This window comes from Salinivibrio siamensis (assembly GCF_001996005.1).
Lineage (GTDB): Bacteria > Pseudomonadota > Gammaproteobacteria > Enterobacterales > Vibrionaceae > Salinivibrio > Salinivibrio siamensis.
The window spans coordinates 139,640-159,320 of the sequence record NZ_MUFB01000003.1; the positions used below are offsets into that span (position 1 = coordinate 139,640).

Annotated in this window: 15 protein-coding genes; 12 read left to right on the forward strand and 3 right to left on the reverse strand. The window is 49.8% G+C overall.

Translation table 11 applies throughout. The features are described 5' to 3' along the window. The first annotated feature begins 2 nt into the window (after positions 1 to 2). The 8 genes from BZG73_RS03040 to choV all read left to right on the forward strand — a co-directional run bounded on the left by BZG73_RS03040 (position 3) and on the right by choV (position 9,942). Positions 3 to 1,346: a cytochrome ubiquinol oxidase subunit I gene (locus tag BZG73_RS03040; RefSeq protein ID WP_046073609.1), complete on the forward strand. Its 1,344-nt coding sequence runs from the start codon at positions 3 to 5 to the stop codon at positions 1,344 to 1,346. Next, positions 1,343 to 2,341 carry a cytochrome d ubiquinol oxidase subunit II gene (cydB, locus tag BZG73_RS03045; protein WP_046073608.1) on the forward strand — a complete coding sequence of 333 codons (999 nt, stop codon included), beginning with the start codon at positions 1,343 to 1,345 and terminating at the stop codon, positions 2,339 to 2,341. Before BZG73_RS03040 ends, cydB begins: the two co-directional genes overlap by 4 nt. 648 nt (positions 2,342 to 2,989) lie before the next feature. Further along, the gene (betI, locus tag BZG73_RS03050) at positions 2,990 to 3,592 is read left to right on the forward strand and encodes a transcriptional regulator BetI (RefSeq protein WP_077667544.1); all 603 of its coding nucleotides are present in this window, start codon (positions 2,990 to 2,992) and stop codon (positions 3,590 to 3,592) included. Positions 3,593 to 3,646: 54 nt separating this feature from the next. Next, on the forward strand, positions 3,647 to 5,107 hold the full coding sequence (gene betB / locus BZG73_RS03055) for a betaine-aldehyde dehydrogenase (protein ID WP_077667545.1): 1,461 nt from the start codon (positions 3,647 to 3,649) through the stop codon (positions 5,105 to 5,107). Positions 5,108 to 5,127: 20 nt separating this feature from the next. Then, complete coding sequence (gene betA / locus BZG73_RS03060) at positions 5,128 to 6,852, forward strand: choline dehydrogenase (protein ID WP_077665932.1); 1,725 nt, start codon at positions 5,128 to 5,130, stop codon at positions 6,850 to 6,852. Between the two features lie 19 nt (positions 6,853 to 6,871). Continuing rightward, positions 6,872 to 7,831: a choline ABC transporter substrate-binding protein gene (locus BZG73_RS03065; RefSeq protein ID WP_046073604.1), complete on the forward strand. Its 960-nt coding sequence runs from the start codon at positions 6,872 to 6,874 to the stop codon at positions 7,829 to 7,831. 55 nt (positions 7,832 to 7,886) lie between these two features. Then, positions 7,887 to 8,729 (forward strand): choline ABC transporter permease subunit, encoded by an 843-nt coding sequence (choW, locus tag BZG73_RS03070; protein WP_046073603.1) that lies wholly within the window; start codon positions 7,887 to 7,889, stop codon positions 8,727 to 8,729. 10 nt (positions 8,730 to 8,739) lie between these two features. Continuing rightward, positions 8,740 to 9,942: a choline ABC transporter ATP-binding protein gene (gene choV, locus BZG73_RS03075; protein ID WP_046073602.1), complete on the forward strand. Its 1,203-nt coding sequence runs from the start codon at positions 8,740 to 8,742 to the stop codon at positions 9,940 to 9,942. Between the two features lie 150 nt (positions 9,943 to 10,092). Here the strand turns inward: choV and BZG73_RS03080 are convergent, their stop codons facing one another. Further along, positions 10,093 to 10,587 (reverse strand): fasciclin domain-containing protein, encoded by a 495-nt coding sequence (locus BZG73_RS03080; protein WP_077667546.1) that lies wholly within the window; start codon positions 10,585 to 10,587, stop codon positions 10,093 to 10,095. Positions 10,588 to 11,002: 415 nt separating this feature from the next. On the opposite strand from BZG73_RS03080, the gene BZG73_RS03085 reads away from it, so the two are divergent. After that, entirely contained in the window at positions 11,003 to 11,308 is a 306-nt protein-coding gene (locus BZG73_RS03085; RefSeq protein ID WP_046073600.1) for a hypothetical protein, read from the forward strand. A gap of 86 nt (positions 11,309 to 11,394) precedes the next feature. Here BZG73_RS03085 and yjjG read toward each other — a convergent pair whose 3' ends face one another. Continuing rightward, entirely contained in the window at positions 11,395 to 12,072 is a 678-nt protein-coding gene (yjjG, locus tag BZG73_RS03090) for a pyrimidine 5'-nucleotidase (RefSeq protein ID WP_046073599.1), read from the reverse strand. Positions 12,073 to 12,196: 124 nt separating this feature from the next. Further along, the gene (locus BZG73_RS03095) at positions 12,197 to 13,429 is read right to left on the reverse strand and encodes a NupC/NupG family nucleoside CNT transporter (protein WP_077665929.1); all 1,233 of its coding nucleotides are present in this window, start codon (positions 13,427 to 13,429) and stop codon (positions 12,197 to 12,199) included. A gap of 548 nt (positions 13,430 to 13,977) precedes the next feature. On the opposite strand from BZG73_RS03095, the gene BZG73_RS03100 reads away from it, so the two are divergent. From BZG73_RS03100 to BZG73_RS03110, 3 genes are all read left to right on the forward strand, one after another. After that, the gene (locus tag BZG73_RS03100) at positions 13,978 to 15,594 is read left to right on the forward strand and encodes a BCCT family transporter (protein WP_201247882.1); all 1,617 of its coding nucleotides are present in this window, start codon (positions 13,978 to 13,980) and stop codon (positions 15,592 to 15,594) included. Between the two features lie 426 nt (positions 15,595 to 16,020). Further along, complete coding sequence (locus BZG73_RS03105; protein WP_201247883.1) at positions 16,021 to 17,637, forward strand: BCCT family transporter; 1,617 nt, start codon at positions 16,021 to 16,023, stop codon at positions 17,635 to 17,637. Positions 17,638 to 17,794: 157 nt separating this feature from the next. After that, complete coding sequence (locus BZG73_RS03110) at positions 17,795 to 19,672, forward strand: DUF294 nucleotidyltransferase-like domain-containing protein (RefSeq protein WP_077667549.1); 1,878 nt, start codon at positions 17,795 to 17,797, stop codon at positions 19,670 to 19,672. Positions 19,673 to 19,681: the final 9 nt, after the last annotated feature.

Genomic DNA, 19,681 nt, shown 5'->3' on the forward strand with positions numbered 1-19,681 from the left:
TCATGTTAGATACATTAATGTTGTCGCGGATCCAGTTTGCGGCCAACATCAGTTTCCACATCCTGTTTCCCACCATCACGATAGCACTTGGGTGGATGCTGGTGTTTTTCAAGTTCCGGCACAACCGTACCGGTGAGCAAATCTGGTTGGATACCTACTATTTCTGGGTAAAAGTGTTCGCGCTCACGTTTGCGCTAGGGGTGGTGTCTGGGATCACCATGAGTTTCCAGTTCGGCACCAATTGGCCTGGCTTTATGGAAAAGGTCGGTAATATTGCCGGTCCACTGTTGGGTTATGAGGTGATGACCGCCTTTTTCATGGAGGCGACCTTCCTTGGCATTATGCTGTTTGGTAAAAATCGTGTCCCGAACTGGGTGCACACATTAGCGACGCTGCTGGTGGCGATTGGTACCACTATTTCTGCGTTCTGGATTTTGGTACTGAACAGCTGGATGCATACGCCAACCGGTTTTGAAATTATCGATGGTGTGGTGCATCCAACCAGTTGGTTCGAGGTGATTTTTAATCCGTCCATGCCGTATCGTTTAAGCCATATGCTGCTGGCGTCTGGCCTGACGGCTTCTTTCTTGATCGCCGGTATTTCCGCCTACCAGAAGTTGAAGTCGCCTAAATCAGGTGTGGCAGATAAACCATTAAAAGTAGGGATCACGGCTGCTGCCATCCTTATTCCCTTGCAAATTTTTGTCGGTGATATGCACGGTCTCAATACCCTTGAACATCAGCCGCAGAAAATTGCGGCCATGGAAGGGGTTTGGGAAACCGAGCAGGGTGCACCTTTGTTGCTGTTTGCGGTACCCAATGAAGAAACACGTTCCAACGACTTTGAAGTTGGGATCCCGAATCTGGCGAGCTTGATTCTGACTCACCAACTCGACGGCGAGATTAAAGGGCTGGAAAGCTTTGACTATCATCCGCCGGTGAAGCCGTTGTTCTTTGGTTTCCGCATTATGGTCGGAGTGGGCGTATTGATGCTGCTGGTAAGCTGGTTCACAGCGTATCGCGTGTGGCGTAACCAGCCGATGCCCAAGTGGCACTTAATCGGCCTGGTCGCTATGACGTTTTCCGGTTGGGTGGCCACGCTTTCAGGTTGGTATGTGACGGAAATCGGTCGTCAGCCCTGGCTGGTGCAAGGGGTGCTTAAAACCGCCGATGCGGTCACTCCAGTCGCGAGCTCGCACGTGGGGATTACCTTAACCATTTACCTGACGCTCTACGCGGTGCTAATGGTGGCGTATATCCGCACCTTATTCTTTTTGGCGAAAAAACGCCTGCCTGAATATCAATCAGACAATCACGCTCAGCCTGAGAAAGAGGTGAACGTATGAGCATAACTCCTTATCTGCCTGAAATTTATCTGCTGCTGTTTGGCTTTTCGGTCTTCATGTATGCCGTGCTTGATGGCTACGACCTTGGCGTCGGTATGCTGTTACCAAGCTGCAATCAGGCGCAGCGTGACCGTATGATTGCGTCAATTGGTCCCTTTTGGGATGCCAACGAAACCTGGCTGGTGTTGGCGGTGGGATTGTTGCTGATTGCTTTCCCAGCGGCCCACAGCATGATTTTGACTGAACTGTACCTGCCAACGTCTGTGATGCTAGCAGGGCTGATCTTGCGTGGTGTCTCTTTTGATTTTCGTGCCAAGGTGAAGCCAGAGCGTAAAGATCTCTGGGACCGTTGTTTTAAAGCCGGGTCTTTTATCGCGTCAATGACGCAAGGCTACATGATTGGTCGCTATGTGTTGGCGTTTGATGACAGCACAGGCTCATATTTGTTTGCGCTATTAAGCGGCCTCTGTGTTACCGCAGCGTACATCTATATCGGCGGTACCTGGCTGGTGATGAAAACCGAGGGGGATTTGCAAAAACGTGCGGCTAAATGGTCACGTCGTGGCGGTTGGCTGGCAGCTCTGGGGGTGTTAGCGATCAGTATTGTCAATCCTCTGGTCAGTGAGACAGTCGCAGCGCGTTGGTTTGGCTTCCCTGAAATTTTATTACTCGCACCCGTCCCGTTGGTTTGTCTTGCCATCATGCTGCTTGTTGATCGCTACCTACGCCACGTACCGGTCGAAAACGATGTGGGATACCAGTTCCCTTTCATTGGTGCAATTTTCCTATTCGCATTGAGTTTCTTTGGTCTCGCGTATAGCTTTTTCCCCGATATTATTCCTGGGGTGATGACAGCAAAAGAAGCGGCCAGTGCGCCGGGTACCTTATTGATTGTGGGCTATGGTGCCATGTTTGTCTTGCCCATGATCTTCTTGTATACCCTGTTTGTTTATCGYGTCTTCTCGGGGAAAGCGACAGAGCTTAACTACGAGTAGGGCGACGTTAACATCATCGATGAGGCGCTCAGGCTTTTTGACAGGCCTGAGCGCTTTTTTATGCCCTCCTGTGGCTGGCCTTAAACGCGCTTCTATTAAGCGATGTCAAGGTTGCCTGTTATCGCTTCATGCATCACGCTGCGACGTCATAAAACTTGTCACCCTAAACATTTAGGGGATTAACCATTACATCTCATTTATTTGTCGTCTGTTTAGTACGACGCTTTCCTCTCTTTATCTTATTGTGACGATCCGTGCCTAACTGCCACTTGTGGCTAATTAGTAGCGATATTCCTCTAATGTGCCGCATTTTGCTGTTATCTTTTTATTGTTATGTGGGCGGCACGTCTCGGTCGTCGAGACAATGAAGCGTTTTTCTTCTTTATGCCCCTTATTAAAGCCAGCTTTCAGGGTTTGGTGAGGCGGTTTTTTGCACGAATTGCTCACAAATAGTGCTATCAGCACAAAATATTAGGTCTGGAATCAGTCAGGGTAAAATTGACCTAAATCATTGTTTTATCTTTATCTAGCTGTTTTTTGGTAGGGGTTGGTGTAGCAAATTGGTTAAAAATAATGTTTGAGATCTAAAGATTAGCGTGTAAGATTATCTTTAACTAATCGTTCAATTAAAAACGAATGGGAGACGAAATGCCTAAGGTAGGGATGCCGGAAGTACGAAAACCGCAACTTGTTAAAGCCACCATGACGGTGATTGGTCGAGTGGGGCTCCATGCGGCAAGTATTTCTCTGATTAGTAAGGAAGCCGGCGTATCGACAGGCATTATCAACCACTACTTCGGTGGTAAGCATGGCTTGCTGGAAGAAACGATGCGCGTGGTATTGCGCGAACTTTCAGCCACTGTGATCGGCGCATTGAAAGAAATCCCGCGTCATCACCACCAGGCGCGTATTAACGCGATTATTAATGCTAACTTTGAAGGTTTTCAGGCCAAATCTGATGTGGTTAAAACCTGGTTGGCGTTCTGGTCTTATGCCATGCATGACAACGAGTTACATCGTTTACAACGCGTGAACGAGAAGCGCTTGCTGTCACATTTGCGCATTGAACTTCGCGCACTATTGCCAGAAGAGCAGGCTGCGATGGTGGCTCAGGGGATTGCCGCATTGATTGATGGTATCTGGTTGCGTGGTGCATTGAACCCTAAAGGTATTGATGCCAACAACGCGCGCACCATCATCAATGACTACTTAGATAAGCAACTGACCTTTTATGGTCGTCCTCAGAGCTAAGCCTCAACAGAGCCTTACATGCACACTCGAACAGAAAAGAATTCAGGATTAATCATGGATGCGAAAACGCTTTTTATTAACGGTCAGCTAACCACTGCAACAAGCGGTGAGCAGTTTGCAACGGTTAACCCAGCAACGGGTGAGACGTTGGCGCAAATTGGCCAAGCCTCGGTAGACGATGTACAAGCTGCGGTGGATGCCGCTAAGCAAGGTTTTGCGGTGTGGTCACGTATGACTGCTATGGAGCGTAGCCGTATTTTATTAAAAGCGGTTGCGTTATTACGTGAGCGCAATGATGAGCTGGCCAAACTTGAAGTACTCGATACCGGTAAACCGATGCAAGAAGCGGTAGAGGTTGACGTGGTGACGGGCGCGGATGCGATTGAGTACTTTGCTAACTTGGTACCATCAATGCAAGGTGAGCAGCAACCGCTTTCTGACAACCAATTCTTCTACACCCGCCGTGAGCCACTGGGTGTGTGTGCAGGCATTGGTGCATGGAACTATCCGATTCAAATTGCCATGTGGAAGTCAGCACCTGCCTTAGCCGCGGGTAATGCCATGGTTTTCAAACCCTCGGAAGAAACCCCGCTGACCGCACTGAAACTGGCAGAGATCTTTGCAGAAGCGGGTATGCCTGCCGGTGTCTTTAATGTGGTGCAGGGTGATTATCGTGTGGGTCAAATGCTGACGGCACATCCTGAGATTGCCAAAGTATCGTTTACCGGTGAAGTGGGCACGGGCAAAACCGTTATGGGTGACGCCGCGAAGACCCTGAAATCAGTCACGATGGAACTAGGCGGTAAATCGCCATGTATCGTGTTTGATGATGCCGACCTGGACAATGCGGTATCCGCAGCAATGGTGGCAAACTTCTACACCCAGGGTGAAGTGTGTACGCACGGTACACGTGTGTTTGTTCATGACAGCATCTATGACCGCTTTATTGAACAGCTTAAACATCGTACTGAAAAGCTTGTTATCGGTGACCCAACCGACATGAACACGCAAATTGGTGCGCTGATCTCAACCGATCACCTTGAGAAAGTGATGACGGCTATCGAGACCGCAAAACAAAGCGGCGCGACCTTGCTCTCTGGGGGATATCGCGTGACTGAGAATGGTCTCGACAAGGGGAACTTTGTTGCCCCAACCATCTTTACTGACTGTGATGACAGCATGGCTCATGTTCGTGACGAGATCTTTGGCCCTGTGATGTCAGTGCTGCGTTTCTCTGACGAGGAAGAAGTGGTAGCACGTGCCAACAATACTCACTATGGCCTAGCGGCTGGTGTCTTCACCCAAAACCTATCGCGTGCACATCGCATTATTCATCAACTCGAAGCGGGTATTTGCTGGGTCAACACCTGGGGCGATTCGCCGGCTGAAATGCCTGTCGGTGGCTATAAGCATTCAGGGGTAGGGCGTGAAAATGGTGTCGAAACCCTCACGCATTATACCCAAACCAAGAGTGTGTTGATCGAGCTTGGCGACTTCGCCAGCCCTTACGCCTAATTTCTAACGGAGCGACCAATATGTCACAACGCTACGATTATATTATCGTCGGCGCGGGTTCGGCCGGCTGTGCATTGGCTGATCGGCTGACCGAGTCAGGCCAACATCAAGTGTTATTGCTGGAAGCCGGTGGTACCGATAAGAGCATTTTTATTCAGATGCCAACGGCGCTATCGATCCCGATGAATACCAAACGCTACGCGTGGCAGTTTGAATCTTTGCCTGAGCCAGGCCTTGATGGCCGCCAACTGCATTGTCCACGTGGCAAAGTGCTGGGTGGAAGCTCATCGATTAATGGCATGGTGTATGTCCGCGGTCACGCTTGTGACTTTGAAGAGTGGGTTGAGCACGGTGCTAACGGTTGGGATTACGCGAGCTGTTTGCCGTACTTTAAGCGCGCAGAAACCTGGTCTGGCGGTGCCGATACTTACCGTGGCGGTCAGGGGCCTGTGGGCACATGTAACGGTAACGACATGAAACTCAACCCGCTGTATCAAGCCTTTATTGATGCGGGTGTCGAAGCAGGCTATCCCGAAACCAACGATTACAACGGTTATCAGCAAGAGGGCTTTGGCCCTATGCACATGACCGTCGATAAGGGCGTGCGTGCCTCAACGTCGAACGCTTATCTGCGCCGCGCACTGAAGCGCAGCAACCTGACCTTGAAAAAAGGTGTGGTCACCCGCCGCATCTTGTTGGAAGGCAAGCGCGCGGTAGGCGTGGAATTTGAAAAAGGCGGCAACATCGAGCATGTGATGGCCGACAAAGAAGTCATTTCGAGTGCGGGTTCAGTGGGATCGCCACAGCTGCTGCAGTTATCAGGGATTGGTTCACGTGATGTGCTCGAGAAAGCTGGCGTAGATGTTAAGCATGAACTGCCGGGTGTGGGTGAAAACCTGCAAGATCACCTCGAAGTCTACTTCCAGTTCCACTGCAAACAGCCTATTACGCTTAATAGCAAGCTGGGCCTTATCAGCAAAGGCATGATTGGCACTGAGTGGATCTTAACCCGTAAGGGGCTGGGTGCCACTAACCACTTTGAGTCATGCGCTTTTATTCGCTCTCGTGAAGGATTGAAGTGGCCGAACGTTCAGTATCACTTCTTGCCTGCAGCGATGCGCTATGACGGCAAAGCCGCGTTTGATGGCCATGGTTTTCAGGTACACGTCGGCCCGAACAAACCAGAGAGCCGCGGCCACGTTCGGATCAAATCAGCCGATCCGCACGATAAGCCGTCAATCTTATTTAACTACATTACCACCGAGCAAGATCGCCAAGACTGGCGTGACACCATCCGTTTGACCCGTGAAATCATGGCGCAAAACGCGATGGATACCTTCCGCGGCGATGAAATTCAGCCGGGCAATGATGTTCAGTCTGATGAAGCGATTGACCGTTGGGTGAAAGACAACGTGGAAAGCGCGTATCACCCCTCGTGTACTTGCAAAATGGGCGCCGACGATGACGCATTGGCTGTGCTTGATGAGCAGTGCCGTGTGCGTGGAATTCAAGGGTTGCGGGTGGTGGACTCGTCTGTCTTCCCAACCATCCCTAACGGCAACCTGAATGCCCCAACCATCATGGTAGCGGAGCGCGCCGCTGACATGATCCTTGAAAAGCCACTCTTGCCTGCCGAGCAGGTGCCAGTATGGATTGCGGCTGAGTGGCAGCACAAGCAACGCAATCAAAACGCGCAGAGTGATGATGCCACCGCCGGTGAGCACACACTAGAAACTAATCAGTAAGCATTACAAGGAAACTAAGATGTCAATGAATAAACGTAAAACCAGCAAAACTCTGATGACCGCAGTCGGCTTGAGCTCAATGGTCGCTTTTAGCGCCGCCGCTAATCAGTGTGAGACAGTCCGCTTTTCGGATATCGGTTGGACAGACGTGACCTCAACGACTGCCATCACTACTGAAGTGCTGAAAGGCATGGGTTACGAGACACAAACCGATCTATTGTCTTTGCCGGTAACCTTCTCATCACTTGCGTCGGGCGACATCGACGTATTCCTCGGTAACTGGATGCCTACGCAAACAGGCGATATCAAAAAGTATCTTGACGAAGGCTCGATCGACAGCGTTCGCGCCAACCTGACAGGTGCCAAATACACCCTCGCCGTGCCTAAGTATGTTTACGATGCGGGTGTTACTAGCGTCGCAGATATCGCGAAATACGCTGACAAGTTCGACTCACGCATTTATGGCATTGAGCCAGGTAACGACGGAAACCGCCAGATCCAGAAAATGATCGATACCGATGATTTCAACCTGGGTGACTTCCGTCTTATCGAATCCAGTGAAGCTGGCATGGTGTCTCAGGTGTCTCGTGCCGTTCGTCGTGACAAGTGGGTTGCCTTCCTCGGTTGGGCCCCGCACCCAATGAACAGCAACTTTGATATGAAATACCTATCTGGTGCGGACGAGTACTTTGGTCCTAACTATGGCGGTGCCACGGTTCATACCAACGTGCGTAGCGGCTATGTCGAACAGTGTGCGAACGTCGGTCAAATGCTTGAGCAACTTGAGTTCAGCCTCAAGATGGAAAACGAAATGATGGGCAAAATCCTTAATGACGGAGAGAAGCCTCAGGCCGCGGCACGCGAGTGGTTGCGTAATAACCCAAGTGTGCTGAACAAGTGGCTGGACGGCGTGACCACCGTTGATGGTGAGAACGCGGTTGAAGCGGTCACTGAGTACCTGAAAAAGACTGAAGCGTAAATAAAAAAAGTGTAGAAGGAGAGGGCGGTGTTAACGCCGCCCCTAAGGTTTTATTGTGAATATTATTACAGATAACAAGATCCCACTCGGTCAATGGATGGAAAATGGTGTTGACTGGCTAACCATGAACGCCGCCGGCTTTTTTGATGCGATCTCAATTGGCTTAGATACGACCATCACACTATTAGTCGACATTTTTAAATGGATGCCAGCGGCAGGGCCGATCATTATGACAGCCGCCTTAGCATGGTACCTGCAGCGTCGAATTTCCATCGTGATCTTTGTTGTGAGTGCGCTCTTGTTGATCCTCAACCTGGGCTACTGGCAAGAGATGCTGGAAACCTTTGTTCTGGTATTTGCCGCGACAACGATTTCCGTATTAATTGGCATACCGCTTGGGATAATGGCCGCGCATCGGCCCTTGGTGTACACCATTATGCGGCCCTTATTGGACTTGATGCAGACGGTACCGCCGTTTGTGTACTTGATCCCAACCTTGGTGCTGTTCGGCTTGGGGATTGTCCCGGGTCTGATTTCAACTATCATTTTTGCTATTGCGGCGCCGATTCGTTTGACGTATCTCGGCATTACCCGTGTACCGGAAGAGTTGGTAGAGGCAGGACGCGCATTTGGTGCTAACCGTATGAAACTACTGTTTAAAGTGGAGCTTCCTGCGGCACTGCCTAGCATTATGACGGGTGTGACTCAGTGCATTATGTTGTCACTGTCGATGGTGGTGATCGCGGCGCTAGTAGGTGCTGACGGCCTCGGTAAACCAGTGGTTCGTGCACTGAATACCGTCAACATTTCTCAGGGTTTTGAAGCGGGTCTGGCGATTGTATTGGTAGCCATCATTCTTGACCGCCTGTGTAAAGCACCAAATCAAGGCAACGAATAAGGGGGATACCATGGACGCAATCGCAATTAAAAATTTAGACGTGGTGTTTGGCGACAATGTTAAGCCAGCACTGGATCTGCTTGATGACGGATTAAGCCGCTCAGAGATTATCGAGAAGACCGGTCAAGTCGTGGGCGTGGACAATGTCTCACTCAATGTGAAAGAAGGTGAAATCTGTGTCTTGATGGGTTTATCAGGCTCAGGTAAATCGAGCCTACTGCGCGCCGTGAATGGATTGAACCCCATCAGCCGCGGTAGTCTTGAAGTCCGTGATGGCAACAGAATGGTCGACATGGCAACAGTTGACTCGCAAACGCTTCGCCACCTTCGTACTAACCGTGCATCTATGGTGTTTCAAAAGTTTGCACTTATGCCTTGGATGACAGTGGTTGATAACGTCGCCTTTGGCCTAGAAATGAAAGGTATCAGCAAGAAAGAGCGTCGTCGACAAGCGCTGGAAAAGCTAGAAATGGTCGGGTTGGACGACTGGGCTTATCAATACCCGCATGAGCTGTCTGGTGGTATGCAGCAGCGCGTTGGCTTGGCCCGTGCGTTCGCGATGGACAGTGATATTCTACTGATGGATGAACCTTTCTCGGCACTGGATCCACTGATCCGTGCGCAGCTACAAGATGAGTTGCTAGAGTTGCAGAAAAAGCTCAACAAAACGATTTTGTTTGTGAGCCATGATTTGGACGAAGCCCTGAAAATTGGTAATAACATTGCCATTATGGAATCAGGCCAGCTTATTCAACATGGTAAGCCTGAAGACATTGTGCTGCGTCCTGAGACGGATTACGTGCGTGACTTTGTTGCTCATACTAATCCATTGAACGTGTTGAAAGGGCGTTCGATGATGAAGTCTGTTGACGACTTACCTCATGTCGACAACCGTTGGAAAGTGTGTGAGCAGCGTGATATTTGGGTCACCGCAGAGCAGGGCGGTCGCTTGTCAGCCGCTGCAGGCTCACAGCCCCTACGAGTCGTTGAATGGGAAAAAGACGTTCAAGATCTGTCACAAGTTGGAGACGACACCATTGTGGTTGCCTCGCCTGACATCGAAATGCGTGATGCGATTGAAATTCGCTATCACACTGTTAAGCCGGTGTTACTCATCGAAGAAGGGAAACTGGTTGGTACCTTATCTGACCATGACTTCTACCACGCGCTGTTAGGTAAGTTTCAACAAAAGTGCACTGATAAAGCGGCGTGACATTCGGTGTATGATTTGTCTATAGACAAATAAATAAAACAGCCTGCTCTTGGAGCAGGCTGTTTTTTACGTATCTATGTATGTACCGAGGCTTGGTGCCTCACTCATATCGCCTCACGAGCGACCTTGTTGAGCGAGATGGACAAAGTACTAGGGCATTATCACGGTATCAATCACATGGATTACGCCGTTGGAGGTCATGATATCGGGCTTGACGACGGTAGCGTTATCGATTTTGACATCCCCGTACGATGTTTTGATCATTACGTCACTGCCTTGCACTGTGGTCGCGGAAGACATTCCCATCACTTGCTCTGCCGTTACTTTTCCAGGGACGACGTGGTAGGTCAGGATCTCGGTGAGTTTGTCTTTGTTTTCTGGCTTGAGTAGGGTGTCCACCGTGCCGTCAGGTAACTTATCGAAAGCCGCGTTCGTGGGGGCAAAGACGGTAAACGGGCCCTCTCCTTTCAATGTATCAACAAGGTCCGCGGCTTTAACGGCTGCCACCAATGTTGAAAAGTCGTCATTTTTCATTGCTGTATCAACAATGTCATGCTCACCTTTGTGGTGGGCAGCGACGGCGTTTCCCATCCCAACCAGCAATGTCGCAGTGATGGCTAATTTCGTGATCGTGCGTGTTAACATCATTGTTCTCCCTTTTGCGTTCGTTTCCCCAGCCAATAAGTTGCCTTATTACAACCCTTGGTGACGACTTGGGAAGTATCAACTTGTTGCAAGGGTGAAAACGAGGACGGAAGCGAAGTCGATCACTGGTAAGGAGAATATTCCCCATCTTCCTCTTTTCTACGCCTAATAACCGCCGCCGTCTTGTGAAATTTTTCGAACGAGTCATTCATATTATTGTGATTGTCGTCACGGTCTGTCAGGCGTAATCTCATTCTCGTTCCACGGCAATAGCGCAATGACAATGTCGAACCGTGATTGCGCCTTGATGAGTCTCTGGAGACAGATTTTTAGAAATGGAGACATTGAGGTGACAAATCACCGGCACAATTTGCGTTTAATAGCTGTCAACCCATTACGAAAGAGGAAACAAACCATGAAAAAACTTGCTGCAATCTTTGCCCTAACGCTCGCTTCAACGTCTGTCATGGCTGGTGGTCTGAACCTCGATGTAGACCCTGCAGAAGGGGGCGCTTGGGTAACGGTCACTGAACAAGGCCAAGCGGTAAAAGGCGCTAAAGTCGCCAATGAGTCGGGTCTTGATGCGAAGGTAACGGATGAGTCTGGTCGTGTATTTATCCATGCTCAGAACCAAAACAGCCGCTCAATCAACTTTGTGGCTAGCACCGATCAAGGTGAGCGTGTAGAGCAAGCCGCATTCATCAAAGGCGACCACAGCTAAAAGACGCGCGATTGAGTTCAAGCCGCCGTTAACAATGGCGGTGCCGATAAAAAGAGAGCATGTTTGCTCTCTTTTTTTGTCACTGTTTAGGTTGGCAGTAGCCAATTTTTTAATTGATGTAGAGAGTCAACTTGGTGTGTCGGCGCAATATCTTCAGGGACTGGGGTATTATCGACATTTAGCCAACACGTATCGATGCCGGCTTGCATGCCACCGAGAACGTCAGAATGTGGGTTATCACCCACCATCAAGATTTTCTCTTTAGGCGGATGCCCCATTTTTTCAAACGCATGTTCAAAGATACGTGGGTCAGGCTTAGCGACACCGACCTGCTCAGAAATGACTAACGTAGAGATCGCCGCCTTCAATCCTGTTTTTTCTAAACGAATATCTTGTAAAGCTGTAAACCCGTTGGTGATGATACCAATATGAGCATGCGGGGAAATGGCGTTGATGAGTTCCCGAGCCCCTGGTAATGGTTCACAGATGTCTGCCATGGCATCTAAAAACCCTTGGTTTAAGGAAGATGGGGCGACGTTTAAGCGCTTTCCCCAGTCCGTAAAGCGTTCGGTCTGTAGAGTCTGGGCATCAATTTCCCCATTTTGATACTGTACCCACAGTGGTTTATTGCGTGCGGAGTATTCGGCAAACGCCTGCTGGTCAAAATCGACATCGTAATGCGAGAACAGACGTTGTAAGCCGGAGAACGCATCAAAGTGAAACAAGGTCTCGTCGGCATCGAATAAAACCCATGGGTATCGCATGTTATTACATCTCTTTACGTGAAGTTAACTAAGTGTAACAGAGTGCCAGTGCGGTTTTCGAGTCCATTTTTGTTTACTCACCGTCCATGGTGAGAAACAGAGTGAGTAGTCGCGAGCGAATACGCTAGGGGAATGACAAGGAAAGGTAGAGACCTGCCAGGGTCGCACTCATCAGGTTGGCGAGTGTCGCCGCGAGAATGGCTCGCATACCGAGTGTCGCAATATCGCCCCGGCGTTCGGGTACGATGCCGCCTAGGCCTCCCATCAGCATGGCAATGGAGGTCAAGTTGGCAAAACCACACAGCGCAAACGTCACGATAGCTTGACTGTGGGCGGATAATTGGCCTTTTAAGTTCATAAAATCGGCAAAAGCAACAAACTCGTTCACCGCGATTTTTTTACCGATCAAGGTGCCTGCGGTCATGGCTTCATGCCAAGGAATGCCAATTAACCAAGCCACCGGCGCGAACAGGTAGCCAAACAGCCATTCAAGGCTTAGCTGAGGCAGGTTCAAAAGAGGACCAAGCTTACCTAACCCACCATTGATGAGCGCAATCATACTGATCACGGCCAATAAACTGGCACCCACTGCCATGGCGATTTGTAAGCCACTTAAGGCGCCTTGCGTGCCGGCATCAATCAGGTTCACTGGTTTGTCCTGTGTGTCTTGCACTGATTGATGTTGCGTCGGGGTCATCGGTGTTTCGGTTTGTGGCACGATGATCTTGGCCATCATGAGTCCTGCCGGTGCCGACATAAACGCCGCCGCAATAAGGTACTTCATTTCCACACCGAGCCCTGCATAGCCTACCATGGTGCCGCCAGCCACTGAGGCGAGCCCGCCCACCATGACAGCAAACAGCTCTGAGCGTGTCATGGCAGCAAGAAAAGGCCGAACAACCAGCGGCGCTTCAACAGAGCCAACAAAAATATTGGCGGTGGCAGACATTGATTCTGTACGCGACGTGCCGAGTACACGTCGTAGTAGTCCACCAATCAGGCTAATGACCCATGTCATGACCCCAATGTGGTACAGCACAGCGATCAGTGCAGAGAAAAAAACGATGGTGGGCAATACATTAAAGGCGAATATAAAACCGAGTTTGAATTTAGCGAGATCGCCAAAGAGGAACTCTGCGCCTATGTCACCAAAGCTGATGATCGCAGAGACGGTGTCAGACGCGTTGGCCAAAATACGCTGGCCAAGGGGAACCGAGATGATAAAGCCAGCAAAGACGATTTGTATGAGGAATGCACCGCCAACGGTGCGCCAGTTAATCGCGGATCGATTTTCAGAAAAACCCATCGCGATAAGAAAGAGGACGCTAATCCCCAACAGGCCAATGCCAAACTGCATGATGTTGCTCCGCAAACGTTAAACTTGAGATGGAAAACGATTGCGGCGGTATTGTACGTGGTTTTTCTTATGTGACAAGTGTCACTTTGTGTGTTTTGTGTTTGCATTTTGTTTCATCAATGGCGTCTTTGATATGAGCAAGCGAGTTGCCCAAGCGTGATGACTTTCACGATCGTTATGTTTGCTTAGCAATGGTGGAAAATACGACTATGATTTTAAAAGGGTGTTAGGCGTTCTAAAACGCTATTAACCAAATTGTTTATTGTTCTGAAATAAAGAGTTCAAATAACCGGGAAAGCCAGTAAAATCGGGGCATGGAGGGAAGTTATTGTTGGGTGGTTGGTTAGAAAGTAAACATTTGGTTAGGGGCCTAATTAAATTTTTTCTCAGATGTGGTAATGTAGTTGATTGTGTGGTGACAGCTGGTCTTTTATTGCTGGTAAAGATGGCTTGAACAGCAATGAATAATGGGCGCACCACCAACACTCACAGGCTTCCGAATAAACGGACTAAGGAGTTAACTCGTGAGCGATAAAAGCCATGAAGATATGATGACACCAGACGGGAAGGTTAACCCGATCGATACTGATTATCAGGTCGGTCAGGATAACGTGGCACTGAAACTCGGCCCGTTTGGTTTTGATATTCACAACCGAGTATTTATGGTCTCAGGGCTGGCTATTTTGGCCTTCATTTTTGTCACCCTGGCCTTTCAAAACCAAATTGGTCCTGTTTTTGAGGATCTACGTGGATGGCTAACTTCAAACCTAGACTGGTTCTTCCTTTCAGCAGGAAACATTTTTGTTATTGCCTGTCTAGTGCTGATTGCGTCTCCACTGGGTAAAGTGAGACTCGGTGGTACCGAAGCTAAGCCCGATTACAGCTACGGCGGCTGGTTTGCGATGCTTTTCGCAGCCGGTATGGGTATTGGTCTGATGTTCTACGGGGTTTCAGAGCCACTGACGCATTTCCAAACGGCGTTAGGCGGGACATCCGTGGGCGCTGATGGTCTTCGCACTGACTGGGCGCCTTTGGGTGCGGCAGCCGGTGATACAGAGGCGGCGCGCCGCTTGGGTATGTCTGCCACGATTTTCCACTGGGGCTTGCACCCATGGGCGATTTACGCGGTATTGGCGTTAGGCCTGGCACTGTTTGCGTACAACAAAGGCTTGCCTTTGACCATGCGTTCTGTGTTCTACCCACTGTTCGGTGAACGTGTTTGGGGCTGGACGGGCCACGTGATTGACATTTTGGCAATCATCGCGACCTTGTTTGGTCTTGCAACATCGCTTGGCTTGGGTGCCTCACAGGCATCAGCGGGCCTTCACTATCTGTTTGATACACCGCTAGGTGATACCACAGAAGTGTTGCTGGTAATGGGCATCACAGGCGCCGCCATTCTTTCGGTTGTGGCTGGTGTTGATAAAGGGGTCAAGCGCCTATCTGAAATCAACATGATGCTTGCGCTATTGCTGCTCATCTTTGTGATTGCAGTGGGTCCAACCATCGCTATCCTGACCGGTTTCTTTGGTAACTTGGGCGCGTATTTACAAAACTTGCCTGCGCTGTCAATGCCATTTGGCCGTGAAGATGCCAACTTTACTCAAGGTTGGACATCCTTCTACTGGGCATGGTGGATTTCTTGGTCCCCATTCGTCGGTATGTTTATTGCGCGCGTATCGCGTGGCCGTACCGTGCGTGAATTCATCACTTGTGTGTTGATCATCCCATCAGCAGCCTGTGTATTGTGGATGACTGCCTTTGGTGGCACCGCAATTGGTCAGTTCGTCAATGAAGGCTACACAGCCGTTGTGGACGCAGAGCTGTCACTGAAACTGTTTGCGATGTTAGATGATCTGCCACTAGCAGCGATCACCTCGTTTATCGGCATAATCTTGGTCATGGTGTTCTTTATCACCTCGTCTGACTCAGGTTCATTGGTTATCGACACCATTTCTGCCGGTGGTAAAGTGAATGTTCCTGTACCACAGCGTGTGTTCTGGGCCTCTTTCGAGGGCTTGGTGGCCGTTGCGCTGATCCTTGGCGGTGGCTTGGTCGCCCTACAAGCAATGGCGGTCTCGACAGGCTTCCCATTTACCATTGTCTTGTTGGTTGCCACAGTGTCGTTGTTTAAAGGTTTGGCGTCGGAGCCTCGTGCCTCGTAAGCCAAACACTTAACGTCACGTTAAGGTTTTATAAGCAGCCCCAAGTGGGCTGCTTTTTTTATTGGTTACGTTTTTTCCTGCCTATTGTTCGTTTTTCTTCCCTGATTGCGCCAAAAGCGAGCACCTTTATCCAATCGTTATAACTGTTAAAGAATGAGTTCAAAGGATCTGCTTCGTTGTAAATAAGCTGTGCTGGCAAGGCATGTGTGTAACAACCTTGATGACAAAGTAACCAAGCGGTTAGGGGCCTAATTAAAGCGCGTGCGCTCTATGGTATTCTTGTTGACCGTGTTGTCATTGCCACCCTTTTTGGTGTTTTTATCACGCTTAAATACCAAGCAACCTTCGGCAGTGTTCGGCAGCACATAAGGCTTGTGAATCGACGAACTAAGGAGTTAACGCGTGAGCGATAAAAGCCATGAAGATATGATGACGCCAGACGGAAAAGTTAATCCGATCGACACTGATTACCAGGTTGGTCAGGATAACGTCGCCCTAAAAGTGGGCCCGTTTGGTTTTGATATTCACAACCGAGTATTTATGGTCTCAGGACTGGCGATTATGGCCTTTGTCTTTGTGACCTTGGCCTTTCAAGACAAAATGGGGCCGGTTTTTAGCGATTTACGTGCCTGGTTAACCTCGAATCTTGATTGGTTCTTCCTTTCAGCCGGTAACGTTTTCGTTATTGCTTGCTTAATATTGATTGTCTCGCCGTTAGGAAAAGTGCGGCTGGGTGGCACAGAAGCCAAGCCGGACTTTGGCTATGGAGGCTGGTTCGCGATGCTGTTCGCTGCAGGTATGGGTATCGGCTTAATGTTTTATGGTGTGTCAGAGCCGCTGACGCATTTTCAAACCGCGCTCGATGGCACGGCGACGAACGCCAATGGCATCCGGACTGACTGGTCGCCTTTAGGGGGCGCAGAGGGGGATACTGAAGCGGCACGTCGTTTAGGTATGTCAGCGACCATTTTCCATTGGGGGCTCCACCCTTGGGCCATCTATGCGGTGCTTGCGCTTGGTCTTGCACTGTTTGCTTACAATAAAGGGTTGCCGCTGACTATTCGCTCGGTGTTCTATCCCTTGTTTGGTGAGCGCGTTTGGGGCTGGACCGGTCATGTGATTGATATCTTAGCTATTGTGGCGACGCTCTTTGGCCTTGCCACCTCGCTCGGTATTGGTGCCTCACAAGCGTCCGGTGGTTTACATTACTTGTTCGATACGCCGTTAGGCGCAACGACCGAGATCATCTTGGTGGTGGTGATCACCGCAATGGCGATCTTCTCGGTTGTCGCTGGTGTTGACAAAGGTGTGAAGCGCTTATCCGAGATTAACCTCATCCTTGCGTTCTTATTGCTGCTGTTTGTGATTGCGGTTGGCCCGACGCTCGCGATTTTAACTGGCTTCTTCGGTAATCTCGGCGCCTATTTAGAAAACTTGCCAGCATTGGCGATGCCATTTGGTCGTGAAGATGCCAACTTTACTCAAGGTTGGACTTCTTTCTATTGGGCATGGTGGATTTCTTGGTCGCCATTCGTCGGTATGTTTATCGCGCGGGTTTCGCGTGGCCGAACGGTGCGTGAGTTCATTACCTGTGTGTTGTTGATCCCGTCAGCGGCGAGTGTCCTTTGGATGACGTCGTTTGGTGGGACTGCGATTGACCAGTTTGTTAACGAGGGGTACACCGCCGTTGTCGATGCTGAGCTTTCTTTGACGCTGTTTGCAATGCTTGAAGGCTTACCGCTTGCTGAGATCACCTCGTTTATCGGTATTATTTTGGTGATCGTGTTCTTCGTCACGTCGTCAGATTCGGGTTCTTTAGTGCTTGATACCATCTCTGCGGGTGGAAAGATGGACGTGCCTGTCTCACAACGAGTCTTTTGGGCATCGTTCGAGGGCTTGGTTGCGGTAGCACTCATTCTCGGCGGTGGCCTAGTGGCGTTGCAAGCGATGGCTGTCTCGACAGGTTTCCCATTCGCGGTGGTGCTGCTGGTTGCGACTGTTTCTTTGTTTAAAGGCTTGGCCTCTGAGCCACGCGCGAAATAAAGATGTGTGCTAACTGTTTGATTGTTAGCTAAGATAGGAAAGGCAGACCTTCGGGACTGCCTTTTTTGTTATCAGGCGACCACGTTTGCTGTGGCGCCTGCGAAGGAAGCCCGAAAGGGGTGCACCCCAACAATAAAATCCAGGTTTAGGTGACATTATGGAAGCTGAACAGATTGAAATCGCGACATTTCTAGCGCAGTACGCGCCGTTTGACGCGATGCCGGAAGAGGTGGTCGCTGAGGTGGCAACCAGCATTGAAATCAGTTACTACCGCGCGGGCACCGATATTTTTGCCTATGGTGATGAAATTCACGATTTAGCCATTTTGCGTAGCGGCGCCGTAGAGCTATTTCGCCGTAATGGCACCTTATACAACCGTATTTCAGAGGGCGATATCTTTGGTCAGATGGGGCTTTTGATGAATAACCGCGTCCGGATGCCCGCCAAAGCGATCGAAGACACTCTGGTCTATTTCATCCCCGAAGCGATGTTCAACCGTTTGTTTGACGACTTTGAGCACTTTGCTGATTTCGTTGAGGTGGAAGATCGAACCCGGTTACGTCAAGCGGTATCGAGTCATAATGAAGCCAACGACTTGACCACCTCCAAAGTCAAAAAACTGATTATCCGTGACCCGGTAATGATTTCGAGTACGGATTCGGTTCAGCATGCTGCACAGGTCATGTCCCAGGAAACCGTGTCTTCTATCTTAGTGATGGGCGATGAGCCAGATCCTGACACCGGGATAGAACCTGTACTGGGGATCATCACTGACCGTGACTTACGTAATCGCGTCTTAGCGGAAGGCTTGCCTTATGAGACGCCGGTGCAAGAAATCATGTCACCACAGCTGATCACGCTTGACCACAATGCATATATCTTTGAGGCAATGCTGACCATCTTGCGCTCAAACCTTCATCATGTGCCTGTAATTCAACACGGTAAGCCGATTGGTGTGGTCGCACTGTCTGATATCGCGCGCTATGAGTCGCAAAACAGTTTGTTCTTGGTGGCGAGTATCTTCCGCCAACAATCTGTGGATGATTTGGTGATCCTGTCTAAACAGGTGAAGGATTGCTTTGTCCGTATGGTCAACGAAGACGCGAACTCGCACATGATAGGCTCCGCGTTGTCGGTGATTGGCCGTAGTTTCAAACAGCGCTTGCTTGAGCTTGCTGAGGAAGAGCTCGGTGAGCCGCCAGTGCCGTATTGCTTTTTGGCCATGGGGTCAATGGCACGTGACGAGCAGTTAATTGTTACTGACCAAGATAACGCCATTATTTTGGACGATAGTTATGATCACAGTCAGCACAATGCGTATTTTGAAGCCTTGTCTAAACGTGTCTCTGATGGATTGAATGCGTGTGGGTATACGTATTGCACCGGCAATATTATGGCGACTAACCCTGAGTGGCGAAAAACGCTGAAAGAGTGGGAGCAATGCTTTGCTGATTGGATTGATAATCCCAGTCCGCGATCGCTACTTGATAGCAATATCTTTTTTGACCTTGATGGCGTCCATGGTCGCACCAACTGGGCAGAGCAACTTAAAGCCTTTATTGGTCGTCGTGCGCGCCGCAACAACCGCTTCTTGGCGGCGATGGCACGCAATGCGCTCAATCGCACACCGCCACTGGGCTTTTTCAAAGACTTTGTCATGGAGCAAGACGGGCGTCATAACAATTCCATTAACTTAAAACGTCGTGGCACGGCACCTTTGGCCGATCTGATTCGGGTACATTCATTGGCGATCGATTCACGCTCGCAAAACTCCTTTGAGCGTTTGGACGATATTATCGAGTCGGGGATCTTGCCTAAAGGTCGAGGCCCAGACTTACGCGATGCAATGGAATTTATCTCTATGGTGCGCATTCGTCATCAAGCGTTAGACATCGAAGCGGGTCGCGAGCCGGACAACAACATCGAGCCAGAGAACCTATCTGACTTTGAACGTCGAAACTTAAAAGATGCATTTCAGATCTTAAGTAACGCGCAGAAGTTCTTGAAATTCCGCTATCAGCCGAATCGGTCTTAAGGGGAGGGT

Excerpts from the sequence above, each read along its gene's own strand:
- BZG73_RS03040 (WP_046073609.1), top strand. The coding sequence starts at position 3 with ATGTTAGATACATTAATGTTGTCGCGGATCCAGTTTGCGGCCAACATC.
- betI (WP_077667544.1), top strand. The coding sequence starts at position 2,990 with ATGCCTAAGGTAGGGATGCCGGAAGTACGAAAACCGCAACTTGTTAAA.
- betB (WP_077667545.1), top strand. The coding sequence starts at position 3,647 with ATGGATGCGAAAACGCTTTTTATTAACGGTCAGCTAACCACTGCAACA.
- betA (WP_077665932.1), top strand. The coding sequence starts at position 5,128 with ATGTCACAACGCTACGATTATATTATCGTCGGCGCGGGTTCGGCCGGC.
- BZG73_RS03065 (WP_046073604.1), top strand. The coding sequence starts at position 6,872 with ATGTCAATGAATAAACGTAAAACCAGCAAAACTCTGATGACCGCAGTC.
- choV (WP_046073602.1), top strand. The coding sequence starts at position 8,740 with ATGGACGCAATCGCAATTAAAAATTTAGACGTGGTGTTTGGCGACAAT.
- BZG73_RS03080 (WP_077667546.1), bottom strand. The coding sequence starts at position 10,587 with ATGTTAACACGCACGATCACGAAATTAGCCATCACTGCGACATTGCTG.
- BZG73_RS03085 (WP_046073600.1), top strand. The coding sequence starts at position 11,003 with ATGAAAAAACTTGCTGCAATCTTTGCCCTAACGCTCGCTTCAACGTCT.
- yjjG (WP_046073599.1), bottom strand. The coding sequence starts at position 12,072 with ATGCGATACCCATGGGTTTTATTCGATGCCGACGAGACCTTGTTTCAC.
- BZG73_RS03095 (WP_077665929.1), bottom strand. The coding sequence starts at position 13,429 with ATGCAGTTTGGCATTGGCCTGTTGGGGATTAGCGTCCTCTTTCTTATC.
- BZG73_RS03100 (WP_201247882.1), top strand. The coding sequence starts at position 13,978 with ATGATGACACCAGACGGGAAGGTTAACCCGATCGATACTGATTATCAG.
- BZG73_RS03105 (WP_201247883.1), top strand. The coding sequence starts at position 16,021 with ATGATGACGCCAGACGGAAAAGTTAATCCGATCGACACTGATTACCAG.
- BZG73_RS03110 (WP_077667549.1), top strand. The coding sequence starts at position 17,795 with ATGGAAGCTGAACAGATTGAAATCGCGACATTTCTAGCGCAGTACGCG.